The sequence below is a fragment of the Paraburkholderia bengalensis genome, assembly GCF_037126505.1.
GTDB lineage: Bacteria > Pseudomonadota > Gammaproteobacteria > Burkholderiales > Burkholderiaceae > Paraburkholderia > Paraburkholderia bengalensis.
Window position 1 is genome coordinate 23,420 of record NZ_JACFYJ010000058.1, and the last position, 16,318, is coordinate 39,737.

The following is a 16,318-nucleotide window of genomic DNA, read 5'->3' on the forward strand; positions in this document are numbered from 1 at the left end:
AGCAGCAAGCGTCAGGCCGCCGCCGCGCCGGGGCGCCGATGCTTCGACAGACGCTCTTCCGCTTCTGCCAGCGCTTCGGGCAAGCCGCGCAGCACGACGATGTCGCTCGCGCGCAGCTTGGTCGACGGATCGGGCTCGACGCCGCGAATACCGTGGCGGCGGATCGCCGTCACCTCGACGCCGAGATCGAACAGCCCGAGTTCTTCCAGCGTTCGGCCCACGGCATCCGACTTCTCGTCGACGGGCACCGATTGTAGCCGCACCTGTTCGTGGCCGTCGTCGTCATCGACGTCATCCGCGCCGTGAAAATAACCGCGCAGCAGACTGTAGCGCTCGTCGCGCAGTTCCTCGACGCGCCGTACGACGCGCCGCATCGGCACGCCCATCACGACGAGCGTGTGCGACGCGAGCATCAGACTGCCTTCGACGATCTCCGGAATCACCTCCGTCGCGCCGGCAGCGAGCAATTTTTCGAGATCGCTGTCGTCAACGGTGCGCACGATCACGGGCAGCGTCGGTTCGAGTTCGTGGATGTTGTGCAGCACGCGCAACGCCGACGGCGTGTTCGCATAGGTGATCGCCACCGTCGCCGCACGATGGATGCCCGCCGCGAGCAGCGACTCGCGCCGCCCGGCGTCGCCGAACACCACCGATTCGCCCGCCGCCGCCGCCGCCGCGACGCGGTCGGGATCGAGGTCGAGCGCGACATACGACAACCCTTCGTGCTCCAGCATGCGCGCGAGGTTCTGCCCGGCGCGCCCATAGCCGCAGATGATCACGTGGCCGCTTTGCTTCAGGCTTTGCGTCGCGATGCGCGTCATCTGCAACGACTGCATCATCCATTCAGTCGACGACAGCCGCAGCACGATCCGGTCCGCGTTCTGGATCAGGAATGGCGCAGCAAGCATCGACAGCAGCATGGCGGCGAGGATCGCCTGGAGCAAAGTGGCGTCGACCAAGTGTTTATCGAGAATCAGGTTCAACAGCACGAAGCCGAATTCGCCCGCTTGCGCCAGCCCGATGCCCGTGCGCATCGCCACGCCGGGCGTCGCGCCGAACAGGCGCGCGAGGCCCGTGATCATCACGGCCTTCAGCAGCACCGGGCCAATCAGGAACGCGAGCACGATCAGCGGATGCTGCCAGATCACCATCGGATTGAGCAGCATGCCCGTCGTCACGAAGAAGAGGCCGAGCAGCACGTCGCGAAACGGCTTGATGTCCTCTTCCACCTGATGGCGGTACGGCGTCTCCGCGATCAGCATGCCCGCGATGAACGCGCCCAGCGCGAGCGACAGGCCGAATTTGTCCGTGATGAACGCCGCGCCGAGCGTGACGAGCAGCAGGTTCAGGACGAACAGTTCCTGCGAGCGGCGCCGCGCGACCACGTTGAACCAGCGCGTCATGAACTTCTGCCCGACGATCAGCAGCAGCGCCAGCGCGATCACGATCTTGATCGACGCGATGCCGAGCGATTTCACCAGATCGTCCGAACTGCCGCCCAGCGCCGAAATGATGATCAACAGCGGCACGACGGCCAGATCCTGGAACAGCAGCACGCCAAAGATATTGCGGCCATGCTCGGTCTCGATTTCGAGCCGCTCCGCCAGCAGCTTGCTGACGATGGCCGTCGACGACATCGCGAGCGCGCCGCCCAGCGCGATGCTCGCCTGCCACGAAATATGCACCCAGCGCTCCAGCACGAAACCGAGCGACACGGCGACGGCAATCGTGCCGAGCACCTGCAGCAGCCCCATGCCGAACACGAGCCGGCGCATCGCGCGCAACTTCGCCAGCGAGAACTCCAGCCCGATCGAGAACATCAGGAACACGACGCCGAATTCGGCGAGATTCTGCGCACCGACCGAGTCCGGCACGATGCCGAACGCGTGCGGCCCGACGACGATGCCGACCGACAGATAGCCGAGCATCGGCGGCAGGTTCAGATAGCGGAACACGACGACGCCCACCACCGAAGCCAGCAGCAGGAACAGCGTCATTTCGAGCGGGGAAATCATCGGCAAAAGCGCATCGGAGCGAGCGTCCTGGTTCGTCGGCAAAGCGGCGCGAAACGCCCGCGCGGCAAGTTTGAGAGACCCGGTTGAGAACCGGCGACGGCAATGTCCGGAAAGGTCAGTCCCGGCGCGGCGAGCAAGCGCCTTTTGCTATACTCCCCGGATGATAGCGAAAATCAATGGCGATCGGGCACTTGCGCTCGCTCGCGACGTGCTCGACATCGAAGCGGACGCCGTGCGCTCCCTTCGCGACCATCTCGACGACGCCTTCGTCGAAGCGATCGACTTCATTCTCGGCTGCCGTGGACGCGTGGTCGTGTCGGGCATCGGCAAGTCCGGCCATATCGCGCGCAAGCTGGCGGCGACGCTTGCCAGCACGGGCACGCCCGCGTTCTTCGTGCATCCCGCCGAAGCCAGCCACGGCGATCTCGGCATGGTGACGGCCGACGACGTGTTCATCGGCATGTCGAATTCCGGCGAATCGGAAGAACTCGTCGCGATTCTGCCGCTCGTCAAGCGCCTCGGCGCGAAGATGATCGCGATGACGGGCCGCCCCGGTTCAAGCCTCGCCAGGATCGCCGACGTCCATCTATATTGCGGCGTCGAAAAAGAAGCATGTCCGAACAATCTCGCGCCGACGGCTAGCACGACGGCCGCGCTCGCGCTCGGCGACGCGCTCGCCGTGGCCGTACTCGAAGCGCGCGGCTTCGGCGCCGACGACTTCGCGCGCTCGCATCCGGGCGGCGCGCTCGGCCGGCGCCTGCTCACCTACGTACGCGATGTGATGCGCACGGGCGACCAGGTTCCGAAGGTGCTGGTGGACTCCACCGTGCGCGATGCGCTGTTCCAGCTGACGGCCAAGCGCATGGGCATGACGGCCATCGTCGACGAAAACGAACGCGTCAAAGGCATTTTCACCGACGGCGACCTGCGCCGCGTGCTCGAACGCGACGGCGATTTCCGCACGCTGTCGATCAGTTCCGTGATGACACATGGGCCGCGCACCATCGGCCCCGACCGGCTCGCCGTCGAAGCCGTGGAACTGATGGAGCGCCACCGGATCAATCAGATGCTCGTCGTCGATGAAGCAGGCAAGCTGATCGGCGCGCTCAACATGCACGATCTGTTTTCCAAGAAGGTGATCTGATGGCCCCTGCCGCCTTGACCGCGGCCGAACGCGCGAGCCGCGTGAAGCTGATGATTTTCGACGTCGACGGCGTGCTCACCGACGGCAGCCTGCTGTTTACGGCCGAAGGCGACACCATGAAGGCGTTCAACTCGATGGACGGTCACGGCGCCAAGCTGCTGCGCGAAGCGGGCATCGACACGGCGATCATCACGGGGCGCAAGTCGGAGATCGTCGCGAAGCGCGCGGAAAATCTGCGCATCACGCATGTGTATCAGGGCGTCGAACACAAGCTTGAGGCATTCGCGCAGTTGCTGAAGGAAACAGGCCGCACACCTGACGAATGCGGCTACATGGGCGACGACTGGGTCGATCTCGCCGTGATGCTGAAAGTCGGCTTCGCGGCCGCGCCGGCCAACTCGCATCCCGAAGTGATCGCGCGCGCCCATTGGGTCAGCGAAGCACGCGGCGGCCACGGCGCCGTGCGCGAAGTCTGCGACGCGCTGCTGCGCGCGCAAGGCCGTTATGACGCGCTGCTCGCGGCCGCATGCAGCGGCGAGACGCCGCGAGGCCTCGTCGGATGAACCAGTTTCGCTGGACTTCGCTGATACCCCTCGTTGCGATGGCGGCGCTCGCCGGCATCACGTACTGGCTGCTGCAGGCCACGCTGCCGCGCAAGGACGAGGGCCTCGTCAAGCCGAAGCAACATACGCCCGACTATTTCGCTGACAATTTCTCGGTGTCCGAACTCGACCAGTCGGGCTCGACGCAGTACCGGTTGACCGCGCAGAAGCTCGTTCACTATGAGGACAATGAAGTCAGTGACCTGACCATGCCCGCCATCCGCGCGTTCCAGCCGGGCAAGCCGACCGTGACGGCAACGGGCGACCGCGGCACGGTGAACGCCGATGCGTCGATCGTCGATCTGTACGACAACGCGCGCATCGTGCGCGATGCCGGCGGCGGCGATCCGCGCATGCAGGCCGACTCGTCGCATTTTCGCGTGCTCGTGAACGACGATGTGATCGAGACGGAAAAGCCGGTTAAACTGCTGCGCGGCCAGTCGATCATGACGGCCAACGGCATGAACTACAACAACGTGACCCGGGTCATGCAGCTCTTCGGCAACGTGCGTGGCGCAATCGCCCCCGTCGACTCCGGCGGCTCCCAGAAGCAACCCGGGTAATCCAAATTCCAGCGTGACTGCATGAACGAATCGTTCCCCCGTTTTGTATCCGGCCGCCTGCGCGCGCTTTGCGCGAGCCGCGCCGGGCTTGCGGCCCTGTTGATCGCATTGCCGCTCGCCGGTGTCGCGCCGCTCGCGCACGCCGAACGTGCCGACAAGGACAAGCCGCTCAATATCGAAGCGGACAACATGACTTACGACGACCTCAAGCAGGTCAACGTCTTCACCGGCCACGTGGTCGCGACCAAAGGCACGATCGTCATCAAGGCGGATCGCGTCGAAGTGACGCAGGACCCGCAGGGCTACCAGTATGCAACGGGCACGTCGACGGGCAAGAACCTCGCGTATTTCCGCCAGAAGCGCGATGGCGTCGACGAATATATCGACGGCGATGCCGAACGCATCGACTACGACGGCAAACAGGATCTGACCACGCTGACCACGCGCGCGACGGTGCGCCGCCTGCAAGGCCTGTCCACGGTAATGGACGAGGTGCACGGCAGCGTCATCACGTACGACGGCCAGAACGACTTCTACACGGCCAAGGCTGGCAAGGACGTCGCGGGTCCCGGCAATCCGGGCGGCCGGGTGCGCGCGATGCTGTCGCCGCGCAACGGCGGCGCGGCACCGCTCAGCGGGCCGCCCGCGACGCTGCAACCCTCCACGCAATTCCAGGGACAAGGAACGACGAAGCCGTGAGCGCCCCTGCCCTTCCCAACCGCAAGCCCGCCGGCACCAGCAGTTCGCTGGTCGTCCGCAATCTGAAAAAGCGCTATGGCTCGCGCACGGTCGTCAAGGACGTGTCGCTCGACGTCAAAAGCGGCGAAGTGGTCGGCCTGCTCGGCCCGAACGGCGCCGGCAAGACCACGTCGTTCTACATGATCGTCGGCCTCGTGCCGCTCGACGCCGGCGAGATCGACCTGGACGGCAAGTCGATCAGTCTGCTGCCCATCCACAAGCGCGCGTCGCTCGGCCTGTCGTATCTGCCGCAGGAAGCGTCCGTATTTCGCAAGCTCTCGGTCGAGCAGAACATTCGCGCGGTGCTCGAGCTGCAGGTCAGCGACGACGGCAAGCGCCTGTCGAAAGACGCCATCGCGTCGCGCACGGAAGCGCTGCTCGACGAACTGCAGATCGCCCATTTGCGCGAGAATCCGGCGCTGTCGCTGTCGGGTGGCGAGCGCCGCCGCGTCGAAATCGCGCGCGCGCTGGCCACCAATCCGAGCTTCATTCTGCTCGACGAGCCGTTCGCGGGCGTCGATCCCATCGCCGTGCTGGAAATTCAGAAGATCGTGAAATTTCTGAAACAGCGCAACATCGGCGTGCTCATCACGGATCACAACGTCCGGGAGACGCTCGGTATCTGCGATCACGCATATATCATCAGCGACGGCAGCGTGCTCGCGGCCGGCGCGCCCGGCGACATCATTGAGAACGAGAGTGTACGCCGCGTCTATCTGGGCGAACACTTCCGCATGTAACACGCGCACGCGGCGCGTGGACGCCGCGTGCCGCCCGCCCCTTCGGCCAGACATCTTTTGGCCGTGTCAAACAGGTTCAGTAATTTTGACGGGCTACGCTGCCGCGTGGTAGGGCCTGTCCGCGCCAAAATCTCGGCCCACGCGTTTTTGCGGGTGTCGCAAGGTATCGCGGTCGTGGCAAACTCTCTACAATGAATCACAACTTGCCATGAAAGCCAGCCTCCAACTCCGCCTGTCGCAGCATCTTGCGCTGACACCACAACTGCAGCAGTCAATCCGGCTGCTGCAGCTGTCTACGCTTGAACTGCAACAGGAAGTCTCGATGGCGATCTCCCAGAATCCGCTGCTCGAAGCGGAGGACGACTGGATCGCGAGTCCGTTGCGCGTTGCCGCCGACGGGACTGTCATCGCGCAGACGTCGCAGAATGCCGCGCCGGAGGAAATGTCGAGCGCGCCGCCGTCGTCGTCGTCCGCTTCGTCGGGCGAAAGCAGCGAAAGCGGCGAGCCGCAGGGCGTCGACGAATACAACGGCCTGGGCGCGGACGCGAATGCCGATTCGAACCAGTGGAATCTCGACGATTACGGCCGTTCGGGCAATGCATCGGACGACGACGATCTGCCGCCGCTGCAAATCCACGAATCGACCACAACGCTGCGCGATCACCTGACGGCACAACTGCGCGTGACGCAGGCCAGCCCGCGCGACCGTGCGCTCGTCACGTTCCTGATCGAATCGCTCGACGACGATGGTTATCTGACGGCCACATTCGACGAAATTCTCGCCGATCTGCCCGAAGAACTCGAAGTCGACACGGATGAACTGAACGCGGCGCTCGCGCTGCTGCATAGCTTCGATCCCGCGGGCGTTGGCGCGCGCTCGGCATCGGAATGCCTGCGCCTGCAACTTTGCCGGCTCGATCCTTCGCCCACGCGCACGCTCGCGCTGGATATCGTCGCGCATCATCTCGAACTGCTGGCCGCGCGCGACTTTACGCGCCTGCGCAAATACCTGAAGGCCAGCGACGACGATCTTCGCGAAGCCCATGCGCTGATCCGCTCGCTCGAACCGTTTCCCGGTGCGTCGTACGGCAAGGCGGAAGCGGACTATGTGGTGCCCGACATCATGGTGCGCAAAACGGCACAGGGATGGCTCGCCGAACTGAATCCCGAAGTCGTGCCGAAGCTGCGGATCAACCATCTGTACGCGAACATCCTGCGCAACAATCGCGGCGATCCGGGCAGCGGCTCGCTGCGCCAGCAACTGCAGGAAGCGCGTTGGCTGATCAAGAATATCCAGCAGCGTTTCGAGACGATCCTGCGTGTGGCGCAGGCAATTGTCGAGCGTCAAAAGAACTTTTTCGCCCACGGCGAAATTGCCATGCGCCCCTTGGTTTTGCGGGAAATAGCTGATACGCTGGGTTTACATGAGTCGACGGTCTCGCGTGTGACAACCGGCAAGTACATGCTCACCCCATTCGGGACGCTTGAATTTAAGTACTTCTTCGGATCGCACGTCTCCACCGACACCGGGGGCGCGGCCTCTTCAACGGCCATTCGCGCGCTCATCAAGCAACTGATAGGAGCAGAAGACACCAAATCTCCTCTTTCAGACAGCCGCATTGCCGAACTGCTGGCCGAACAGGGTTTCGTCGTCGCGCGCCGTACAGTTGCGAAATACCGCGAAGCACTGAAAATTCCGGCAGTCAATCTGCGCAAGTCTCTTTAGCCCGCTGCGTCCCGTGGCGGGTATTTTCCGGCCGCGCCGCTGTTTGGCGGAGCAGGCTGGCCGATGCGACCTGCCAGTAGCCTGTCAAACGGGGGACAGCGTGGCAGATCGAGCGATCGACCGGCGCTCGCGCGATTCATGCGGACCAAGCGGCCACTAGCTTGGAGAAGCACTATGAATCTGAAGATCAGTGGACACCATCTCGAAGTAACGCCAGCGTTGCGCGAATACGTGATCACCAAACTTGACAGGGTGCTAAGACATTTCGATCAGGTGATCGATGGCAGTGTGGTCCTCTCGGTCGACAACCACAAGGAAAAGGAAAAGAGACAAAAGGTTGAAATCAACCTGCATCTGAAGGGCAAGGACATTTTCGTCGAAAGCTGTGACGGCGACCTCTACGCCGCGATCGACCTGATGGTCGACAAGCTTGACCGGCAAGTCATTCGTCACAAGGATCGCCTGCAGGGCCATCAGCACGAAGCGATCAAGTATCAGCCGCTAGCGGCGCAGCCTGAAGTGCCACCGCAATAAGCGCGTTTAGAGGCTTTCCCCTTCCCCGCAAAACCGCCCTCCAAAAGGGCGGTTTTTGTTTTGTGCACACGTTGGCGCGCCGGGCGCCGCGACATCGCACGATATGCAAGGCACGCGCACGGTATGGGGCTGCTCGCACACCGGCTCATGGCGCGGCGCACCATACGCCGTAACCCTGTTCTATAATAAATCGGTTACCTTCGGGGTTTTTGTCCAGCCCGAGTCCTGCCCAAAGGGATCACGCGGCGATCATCTGCGGGTTTCAGAAGCAGGGCTCATTGCGCATCGCTGGGTTCGCCATGAGCAGTTGCCAGGCATGGAACGCTTTTAAACGCCACAGCGAGGAGAATCCAGGCGACCTTTGCGCCTGTCAACATGAATCGTTTAGCCAAATATCTTCCCCTCGAAAACGTCGTCGTCGGTCTATCGGTTACCAGCAAGAAGCGCGTATTCGAGCAAGCGGGCCTGATCTTCGAAAACCAGAACGGCATCGCCCGCAGCACAGTGACTGACAATCTGTTCGCGCGCGAGCGTCTCGGTTCAACGGGACTCGGCGAAGGCGTGGCGATACCGCACGGCCGCATCAAAGGCCTCAAGCAGCCGCTTGCCGCGTTCGTGCGCCTCGCTGATCCGATCCCGTTCGAGTCGCCGGACGGCCAGCCCGTTTCGCTGCTGATCTTCCTGCTCGTGCCCGAACAGGCGACGCAACAGCACCTCGAGATCCTGTCGGAGATCGCCCAACTGTTGTCGGATCGCGAAGCACGCGAACGGTTGCACACGGAAGAGGACCGCGAGGCGTTGCATCGTCTGCTGACTCAGTGGCAACCTTGATGTATCGGCGTAGCGCTTCGTGCCGGGAAAGCCGGAGCGAAGCGCCGCGTTAGACGGCTGCCGCGATGTCCGTCGAGCGGACGTCGTCGCGGGTCGAACAGATCGTGCACGCGGCGCCGCGCGGCGGACGACAGCATCGCGGCGCCACGGCCGCGGGTTAGCGGCACGACAGCAGCAGCACATGAGCGGCACACAGCGGCACATACGAGGTCAGGGAGTCAGGCATTCATGGATACGTCCAGCATCAACGCCCAAAGCATTTTCGACGACAACGCCGCCGCGCTGAAACTCAGCTGGCTGACGGGGCATGAGGGCTGGGAACGCGGCTTCTCGGCGGAGACGGTTGCGACTGCAACGTCCAGCGCCGACCTCGTCGGCCACCTCAACCTGATTCACCCGAACCGGATTCAGGTGCTCGGCGAGGCCGAGACCAACTACTACCAGCGTCAATCGGACGAAGACCGCTCGCGCCACATGGCCGAGCTGATCGCGCTGGAGCCGCCATTCCTCGTCGTGGCGGGCGGTGTCGCCGCGCCGCCGGAACTGGTCCTGCGCTGCACGCGCTCGTCCACGCCCCTCTTCACCACGCCGATGTCGCCCGCTGCCGTGATCGACAGCCTGCGTCTGTACATGTCGCGCATCCTTGCACCGCGCGCAACACTGCACGGCGTGTTTCTCGACATTCTTGGCATGGGCGTGCTGCTGACGGGCGATTCGGGCCTGGGAAAGAGCGAACTCGGCCTCGAACTGATTTCGCGCGGCCACGGCCTCGTCGCCGACGATGCCGTCGACTTCGTCCGCCTCGGCCCCGACTTCGTCGAAGGACGCTGCCCGCCTCTGCTGCAAAACCTGCTTGAAGTGCGCGGCCTCGGCCTGCTCGACATCAAGACGATCTTCGGTGAAACGGCCGTGCGCCGGAAAATGAAGCTGAAGCTGATCGTGCAGCTGGTGCGCCGCCCGGACGGCGAATTCCAGCGCCTGCCGCTAGAAAGCCAGACCGTCGACGTGCTCGGCCTGCCCATCAGCAAGGTCACGATCCAGGTGGCGGCCGGCCGAAACCTCGCGGTGCTCGTCGAGGCGGCGGTGCGCAACACGATCCTGCAACTGCGCGGCATCGACACGTTGCGCGATTTCATGGATCGCCAGCGTCTCGCGATGCAGGACCCCGACAGCCAGTTTCCCGGCAAGCTGATCTGACGCGAGGCGTGTGAGATCGCGGTACCACGGCGCGCGGTGCCACGGCGGGCTGCACCGGATGCTATGATGAACCGAACGGATTCCACGACTCCATGCGCATTATCCTGATCACCGGCATTTCCGGCTCCGGCAAGTCTGTCGCGTTGAACGCGCTCGAAGACGCGGGCTACTACTGCGTCGACAATCTGCCGCCGCGCTTTCTGCCCGAACTCGCCGCCTACGTCGCGAGCGACGGGCAGGACCGGCTCGCCGTCGCGATCGACGCGCGCTCGGGCGCCTCGCTCGACGAGATGCCGGAAATGATCCGCGGCCTGTCGGGCCAGCACGACGTCCGCGTGCTGTTCCTGAACGCCAGCACGCAGGCCCTGATCCAACGTTTTTCCGAAACACGCCGCCGCCACCCGCTGTCGGGCTCGCCCGCGCACGATGCCGACGTCGGCCTGCTGACCTCGCTCGCCGAAGCGATCGAGCGCGAGCGCGAACTCGTCGCGGGGCTGGCCGAATTCGGCCATCAGATCGATACCAGCAACTTGCGGGCAAACGTTTTGCGCGCGTGGGTCAAGCGCTTCATCGAGCAGGAGCACACGGGCATCGCGCTGATGTTCGAATCGTTCGGATTCAAGCGCGGCGTGCCGCTCGACGCCGATTTCGTATTCGACGTGCGCGCGCTGCCCAATCCGTACTACGACCGCGAACTGCGGCCGCTAACAGGGCTCGACAAGCCCGTGATCGATTTCCTCGATGCATTGCCCGTCGTCCAGCAGATGATCGGCGACATCGAGTCGTTCCTGCAGAAATGGCTGCCGCATTTCCGCGACGACAACCGCAGTTATCTGACCGTTGCAATCGGTTGTACGGGCGGGCAGCACCGCTCGGTATTCATCGCCGAAACGCTGGCCGCGCGTTTCGCGAGTGAAGGGAACGTGATAGTGCGGCATCGCGATGCGCCGATCAACGTCGACGAGTCATCGAAACTGGTCGCCTGAGGCTTCCGATGGCGGCTTGAACGGTCGCCACTCAAAGCGGCGGCGGCCCTAACCGAAGCGTTGCGCCATGTCCTCTACACCGTCCGTGCTTGCCGATGTGCCGCTGTTTCCATTGCACACCGTCCTCTTTCCCGATGGACTACTGCCGCTGAAAATCTTCGAGGCCCGCTATCTCGACATGGCGCGCGACTGTCTGCGCGACGGCACGCCATTCGGCGTGTGCCTGCTGAAAAGCGGCGCCGAAGTCGCGCAGCCCGATGAGCCCGCGGTACCCGAAAGCGTCGGCTGTCTCGCGCAAATCGACGTATGCGACGTCGACGAATTCGGCATGCTGCTGATCCGCGCGCGCGGCACCGAGCGCTTTCGTCTGCTGTCGCATCGCGTCGAATCGGGCGGGCTGCTGGTCGGCATGGCCGAACTCGTCGGCAGCGACGTGCCGCTCGAAGGCACCGCGCACATGGAAAAATTCGGCGCGTGCGCGGAAGTGCTCGAACGGATCATCGCGACGATCCGCGACCGTGATCCCGAGAGCCTGCCGTTCATCGAACCGTTCAGACTCGACGATCCCACGTGGGTATCGAACCGTCTCGCCGAAGTGCTGCCGATCCCGCTGAAGGCACGCCAAAAGCTGATGGAACTGCAGGACGCCGGCGCGCGCATCGACGTCGTGCATCACTACATGCAGCAACATCAATTGCTGTAGCGCCTGCGTTCAGATCAGCGAGCCCTGCAGACCTTCGAGCAGTTTGCGCACGGGCGCGGGCACGCCGTACGCGTCCAGTTCGTTCAGCGACATCCATACGGTGTCCGCATCGCGCGCACTCGCACACTTCGAAGAACGATCGAATTCGGCGATACGCGGCTCGATGTCGAGTCTGAAGTGCGTGAACACGTGAGTGAGCGGCGCGAGCGGCGACATCTGAGCGCGCGCGCCGAACGCACGCGCGCGCTGTGCGAGCGATGCTTCGTCGGCGGCTTCCGGCAGACTCCACAAGCCGCCCCAGATGCCCGACGGCGGGCGCTTCTCGAGCATCACGGTGTCGCCGTCGCGCAGCAGCAGCATCCAGGTGCGGCGCGTCGGCACCGTCTTTTTCGGGCGCGCGGCCGGTAACTCGCGCTGACGTCCCGTCACGTTCGCCACGCAATCGACAGCGAACGGACAACGCGCGCAATCGGGCTTGCCGCGCGCGCACAGCGTCGCGCCGAAATCCATCAGACCTTGCGTGTAGGCGCTGATGTCGTCCTCGGTTGCATTCACGGGCAGCAGCGATTCCGCCAGCAGCCACATGCCGTTCTCGACTTTCTTCTCGCCCGGAAATCCTTCGACGCCGAACACCCGCGCAAGCACGCGCTTCACGTTGCCATCGAGGATCGTCGCGCGCGCGCCGAAGGCAAACGATGCAATGGCAGCCGCCGTCGACCGGCCGATGCCGGGCAGTTCCGCGAGCGCTTCGACCGATTGCGGAAAGCGGCCGCCATGCCGTTCGACCACCACCTGCGCGCAGCGATGCAGATTGCGCGCGCGCGTGTAGTAGCCGAGGCCCGCCCATAACGTCATGACGTCGTCGGCGGGCGCGGCGGCGAGCGCGGCCACGTCGGGAAAACGCGCGAGAAAGCGCGCGTAGTACGGAATCACCGTCGACACCTGCGTCTGCTGCAACATGATTTCCGACAGCCAGATGCGATAGGGATCGCGTGTGTTCTGCCACGGCAGGTCGTGACGGCCATGCTCGCGCTGCCATGCGATCAGCCGCACAGAGAAATCGGCCAGCGCGGGTATGGTGGAGGGAGCGGCTGAAGCGGCGGAAGCGGCGGAAGCGGACATGAGTGAATCAGCGCTGACAGGTCGGACAGAAATAGGTGGAGCGTTGCCCCTGCACGATCTGTTTGATCGGCGTGCCGCATACGCGGCATGGCAGACCGGCGCGATCATAGACGAAATAATCGAGCTGGAAATAGCCGCTCTCACCGTTACTGCCGACGAAATCGCGCAATGTGCTGCCGCCCTTCTCGATTGCAGCGGCGAGCGTCGCGCGCACGGCGTCTGCAAGCAGATCGTAACGAACGAGTGAAATGCGGCCTGCGGGCGTGGTCGGCCGGATGCCGGCGCGAAACAGGCTTTCGGACGCGTAAATGTTCCCCACGCCGACGACGATGTCGCCCGCGAGCAGCGCCTGCTTCACCGACACCTTGCGTCCGCGCGTCCTACGATGCAGCAGGGCGCCGGAGAAAGACGGCGCAAACGGCTCGACGCCGAGGTCCGCCAGCAGCGGATGATCGAGAACGTCGCCTGCCGAGCGCGGGTGCCATAAGACAGCGCCGAAGCGGCGCGGGTCGCGAAAGCGCAGAATGAAGTCGTCGAAGATCCAGTCGACGTGATCGTGTTTCGCCGCCGCGGGAAGATGCGGCACGTTGCGTAGAACACGGAGCGTCCCCGTCATGCCGAGATGCACGATGAACCAGCCCTCGTCGATCTCGAACAGCAGGTATTTGCCGCGCCGTTCCACTTTGTGGACCAGCCGGCCGTGCAGCAGGCGAGCAAAACCGGTCGGGATCGGCCAGCGCAGCATTGGCGTGCGAACCTCGACGCGTTCGACGCGGCGTCCGGCGACGTACGGTTCGATCCCGCGTCGGGTAACCTCAACTTCTGGCAACTCTGGCATATCTAACTGGTCTGCAACTTGCGTCCATGGTTATGCGCGTATTGTAGCGAGCGCGTTACAATCGTCCGAAACATTGAACGGATCTGTATGAACCTGTCCTTCGTCAAGCTGTTTTTCAAGCGCCGGACCGGTGCGAACAGCGTGCCGCACGCTGTTTCCGCACGCCGGCTGCTGGGTGTGGCCGCTCTCGCCGTGTGGGCGCTCGCCGCATTGCCCGCGCATGCGCAGGACCCGTCGCCCGATTCGGATGACAACTCCGTCTCCGTGCAAGACGCCTTCGGTCCCGATTCCGCCGAAGAAAAGAACAATCTGCCCAACGTGGCGCTGTCGAGCCAGATCGTCTTTCAGGTGCTCGCGGCTGAAGTCGCGCTGCAACGCAATCAGCCGGCGCCAGCGTATCAAACCTATCTCTCGCTCGCTCGCGACACGCACGACCCGCGCATGGCACAGCGAGCGACGGAAATCGCGCTGGCGGCGCAAAGCCCTTCTGACGCGCTAACAGCCGCGCAACTGTGGCAACAGTACGCGCCGCAGTCGGAACGCGCCGCGCAACTGGATGCATCGCTGCTGGTGCTGTCGGGCAAGCCCGACGACGCGAAGCCCATGCTCGCGAAGGAACTCGCCAAGATCCCGCCCGAAAACCGCGGCAACGGCATTCTCGCGCTGCAACTGCTGATTTCGCGCGGGCCGAACCGCGTCGGCGGTCTGCATGTGCTGCAGGATCTGCTCGCGAACGACATGAACCGCCCAGAAGCGCAGTTTGCGATCGCGCGCCAGCAGCTTATCGCCGACGACGCGCCAGGCGCGCGCAAGTCGCTCGAGCAGGCGCTCAAGCTCAAGCCCGACTATCTGCCCGCCGCGATGATGCTGTCGCAGATGGGACCGGAGGAACGCAAGGAAGGGATCGCGTCGCTCGAAAAATACGTCCAGGCCAATCCGAAGTCGCACGAAGCACGGCTTGCGCTCGCGCAGATGTATCTGGCCAGCGATCGTCTCGACGACGCGCAGAAGCAGTTCGAGTACATGCAGAAGGACAACCCGAACGATCTGACGCCGCTGATGGCGCTTGCGCTCATCAGGATCCAGCAGAAAAATCTGCCGGAAGCGCAGAACTATCTGCAGCAATACGCGCAGAAGGCCGAGAAGACGCCGGGCGCCGACCCGGGCCAGGCGTATATCTATCTCGCGCAACTGTCGCTCGAACAGAAAGACGACGCGGGCGCGAATCGCTGGCTCGACAAGATTCCTCCCACCAGTTCGCAGTACCTGCCCGCGCAGATCACGCGCGCGCAACTGCTGCAACGGCAAGGCAAGGTCGACGACGCCCGCAGGCTGCTCGCGGGCATCCGCGCGCAAGACCCGCGCGACCAGGCGCTGATCGCGCGCACGGACGCGGCGATCCTGTTCGACGCGAAGCGCTATCCGGAAGCCGAGGCGCGCCTTGCGCAAGCCACCACCGATTTCCCCGACGACCCCGACCTCACGTACGACTACGCGATGGCCGCCGAGAAAAACGGCCATTTCGACGTGATGGAAACGCAGTTGCGCAAGCTCATGCGTACGCAACCCGATAACGCGCAGGCCTACAACGCGCTCGGCTATTCGCTCGCCGATCGCAACCAGCGTCTGCAGGAAGCCGACAAGCTGGTCGAGAAGGCGCTGTCGCTCGCACCGAACGATGCGTTCATCATGGACAGCGTCGGCTGGGTCAAGTACCGGCTCGGCGACACAACCGATGCGATCCGCGTGCTGCGCAAGGCCTACGATCTGCAGCCGAACGCCGAAATCGGCGCGCATCTCGGCGAAGTGCTGTGGAAGAGCGGGGATCAGGATCAGGCGCGCGCGGCATGGCGCGATGCCCGCAAGCTCGAACCCGACAACGATACGCTCGTCAAAACGCTCAAACGTTTTCAGGTGAACGATCTCTGATGCACTTTTCCCTTCCCGTGTTTGCCTTTCCAGCGCCGCGCCGCGCGGCGCTGGGTCTCGCAGCCGCAGCCATCGTCGCCTTGTCTGGCTGCGCGTCCGTCAAGCCGCAAGGTCCGTCGACGTCGAATGCCGCAACGGCCGTCACCGCGCAGACAAGCCGCGCGTATCACGGCCGCTTCGCGGTTCAGTACGTCGACCAGAACGGCCAGCAGCGCAACGCGTACGGCAATTTCGACTGGCAGGAACGTGGCGATACCGTCACGGTGCAATTGCGCAATCCGCTCGGCCAGACCATGGCGATTGTCACGTCTTCGCCGTCGGCCGCGACGCTCGAACTGCCGAACCGCCAGCCGCTCACGGCCGATAACGTCTCCACACTGATGCAGAACGCGCTTGGTTTTGCGCTGCCCGTCGAAGGGTTGCGCTATTGGCTGCAGCCATCGGTGGCGCCGACATCGAAAGCGACGACGGAGAATGATCCGCAACAGGCAACGCATCTGAAGCAGATCCAGCAGGACGGCTGGACGATCGACTATCTCGCCTATGCCGATGCGCCTGCAACGGGTGTGAAGCGCGTCAATCTCGAACGCGCCGAACCGCCGCTCGACATCAAGCTCGTGCTCGACCAGTAATCGCACGCGCATCCATTA

16 protein-coding genes are annotated in these 16,318 nt (G+C 63.8%); 13 read left to right on the plus strand and 3 right to left on the minus strand.

Annotated elements, in window-relative coordinates; translation table 11 throughout:
* Positions 1–11: 11 nt before the first annotated feature.
* Positions 12–2,015, minus strand: coding sequence for a monovalent cation:proton antiporter family protein (locus tag H3V53_RS27740; protein WP_336600664.1), 2,004 nt, complete (start codon positions 2,013–2,015; stop codon positions 12–14).
* Positions 2,016–2,175: 160 nt separating this feature from the next.
* On the opposite strand from H3V53_RS27740, the gene kdsD reads away from it, so the two are divergent.
* The 11 genes from kdsD to H3V53_RS27795 all read left to right on the plus strand — a co-directional run bounded on the left by kdsD (position 2,176) and on the right by H3V53_RS27795 (position 11,779).
* A complete protein-coding gene (kdsD, locus tag H3V53_RS27745) occupies positions 2,176–3,159 on the plus strand; it encodes an arabinose 5-phosphate isomerase KdsD (protein ID WP_336600665.1) in 984 nt (327 codons plus the stop codon).
* A complete protein-coding gene (locus tag H3V53_RS27750; protein ID WP_336600666.1) occupies positions 3,159–3,722 on the plus strand; it encodes a KdsC family phosphatase in 564 nt (187 codons plus the stop codon). The genes kdsD and H3V53_RS27750 overlap by 1 nt, the downstream gene beginning before the upstream one ends.
* A complete protein-coding gene (lptC, locus tag H3V53_RS27755; RefSeq protein ID WP_054917376.1) occupies positions 3,719–4,324 on the plus strand; it encodes an LPS export ABC transporter periplasmic protein LptC in 606 nt (201 codons plus the stop codon). The genes H3V53_RS27750 and lptC overlap by 4 nt, the downstream gene beginning before the upstream one ends.
* Before the next feature lie 21 nt (positions 4,325–4,345).
* Entirely contained in the window at positions 4,346–5,023 is a 678-nt protein-coding gene (gene lptA, locus H3V53_RS27760) for a lipopolysaccharide transport periplasmic protein LptA (protein WP_336600667.1), read from the plus strand.
* On the plus strand, positions 5,020–5,802 hold the full coding sequence (gene lptB, locus H3V53_RS27765) for an LPS export ABC transporter ATP-binding protein (RefSeq protein ID WP_336600668.1): 783 nt from the start codon (positions 5,020–5,022) through the stop codon (positions 5,800–5,802). Before lptA ends, lptB begins: the two co-directional genes overlap by 4 nt.
* Before the next feature lie 208 nt (positions 5,803–6,010).
* Positions 6,011–7,528, plus strand: coding sequence for an RNA polymerase factor sigma-54 (locus tag H3V53_RS27770; protein ID WP_336600669.1), 1,518 nt, complete (start codon positions 6,011–6,013; stop codon positions 7,526–7,528).
* Between the two features lie 174 nt (positions 7,529–7,702).
* A complete protein-coding gene (gene hpf, locus H3V53_RS27775) occupies positions 7,703–8,062 on the plus strand; it encodes a ribosome hibernation-promoting factor, HPF/YfiA family (protein WP_054917384.1) in 360 nt (119 codons plus the stop codon).
* Between the two features lie 375 nt (positions 8,063–8,437).
* A complete protein-coding gene (locus H3V53_RS27780; protein ID WP_054917385.1) occupies positions 8,438–8,893 on the plus strand; it encodes a PTS sugar transporter subunit IIA in 456 nt (151 codons plus the stop codon).
* Between the two features lie 228 nt (positions 8,894–9,121).
* On the plus strand, positions 9,122–10,090 hold the full coding sequence (hprK, locus tag H3V53_RS27785; protein ID WP_007579699.1) for an HPr(Ser) kinase/phosphatase: 969 nt from the start codon (positions 9,122–9,124) through the stop codon (positions 10,088–10,090).
* Positions 10,091–10,182: 92 nt separating this feature from the next.
* The gene (gene rapZ / locus H3V53_RS27790) at positions 10,183–11,076 is read left to right on the plus strand and encodes an RNase adapter RapZ (RefSeq protein ID WP_336600670.1); all 894 of its coding nucleotides are present in this window, start codon (positions 10,183–10,185) and stop codon (positions 11,074–11,076) included.
* Between the two features lie 67 nt (positions 11,077–11,143).
* Positions 11,144–11,779 (plus strand): LON peptidase substrate-binding domain-containing protein, encoded by a 636-nt coding sequence (locus H3V53_RS27795; RefSeq protein ID WP_336600671.1) that lies wholly within the window; start codon positions 11,144–11,146, stop codon positions 11,777–11,779.
* 9 nt (positions 11,780–11,788) lie between these two features.
* Here the strand turns inward: H3V53_RS27795 and mutY are convergent, their stop codons facing one another.
* Both mutY and mutM read right to left on the minus strand, forming a co-directional pair.
* A complete protein-coding gene (gene mutY, locus H3V53_RS27800; protein WP_336600672.1) occupies positions 11,789–12,901 on the minus strand; it encodes an A/G-specific adenine glycosylase in 1,113 nt (370 codons plus the stop codon).
* 7 nt (positions 12,902–12,908) lie between these two features.
* On the minus strand, positions 12,909–13,739 hold the full coding sequence (mutM, locus tag H3V53_RS27805) for a bifunctional DNA-formamidopyrimidine glycosylase/DNA-(apurinic or apyrimidinic site) lyase (RefSeq protein ID WP_054917391.1): 831 nt from the start codon (positions 13,737–13,739) through the stop codon (positions 12,909–12,911).
* Positions 13,740–13,826: 87 nt separating this feature from the next.
* On the opposite strand from mutM, the gene H3V53_RS27810 reads away from it, so the two are divergent.
* The gene (locus H3V53_RS27810) at positions 13,827–15,668 is read left to right on the plus strand and encodes a tetratricopeptide repeat protein (protein WP_336600673.1); all 1,842 of its coding nucleotides are present in this window, start codon (positions 13,827–13,829) and stop codon (positions 15,666–15,668) included.
* Entirely contained in the window at positions 15,668–16,300 is a 633-nt protein-coding gene (gene lolB / locus H3V53_RS27815; protein ID WP_336600674.1) for a lipoprotein insertase outer membrane protein LolB, read from the plus strand. The genes H3V53_RS27810 and lolB overlap by 1 nt, the downstream gene beginning before the upstream one ends.
* Positions 16,301–16,318: the final 18 nt, after the last annotated feature.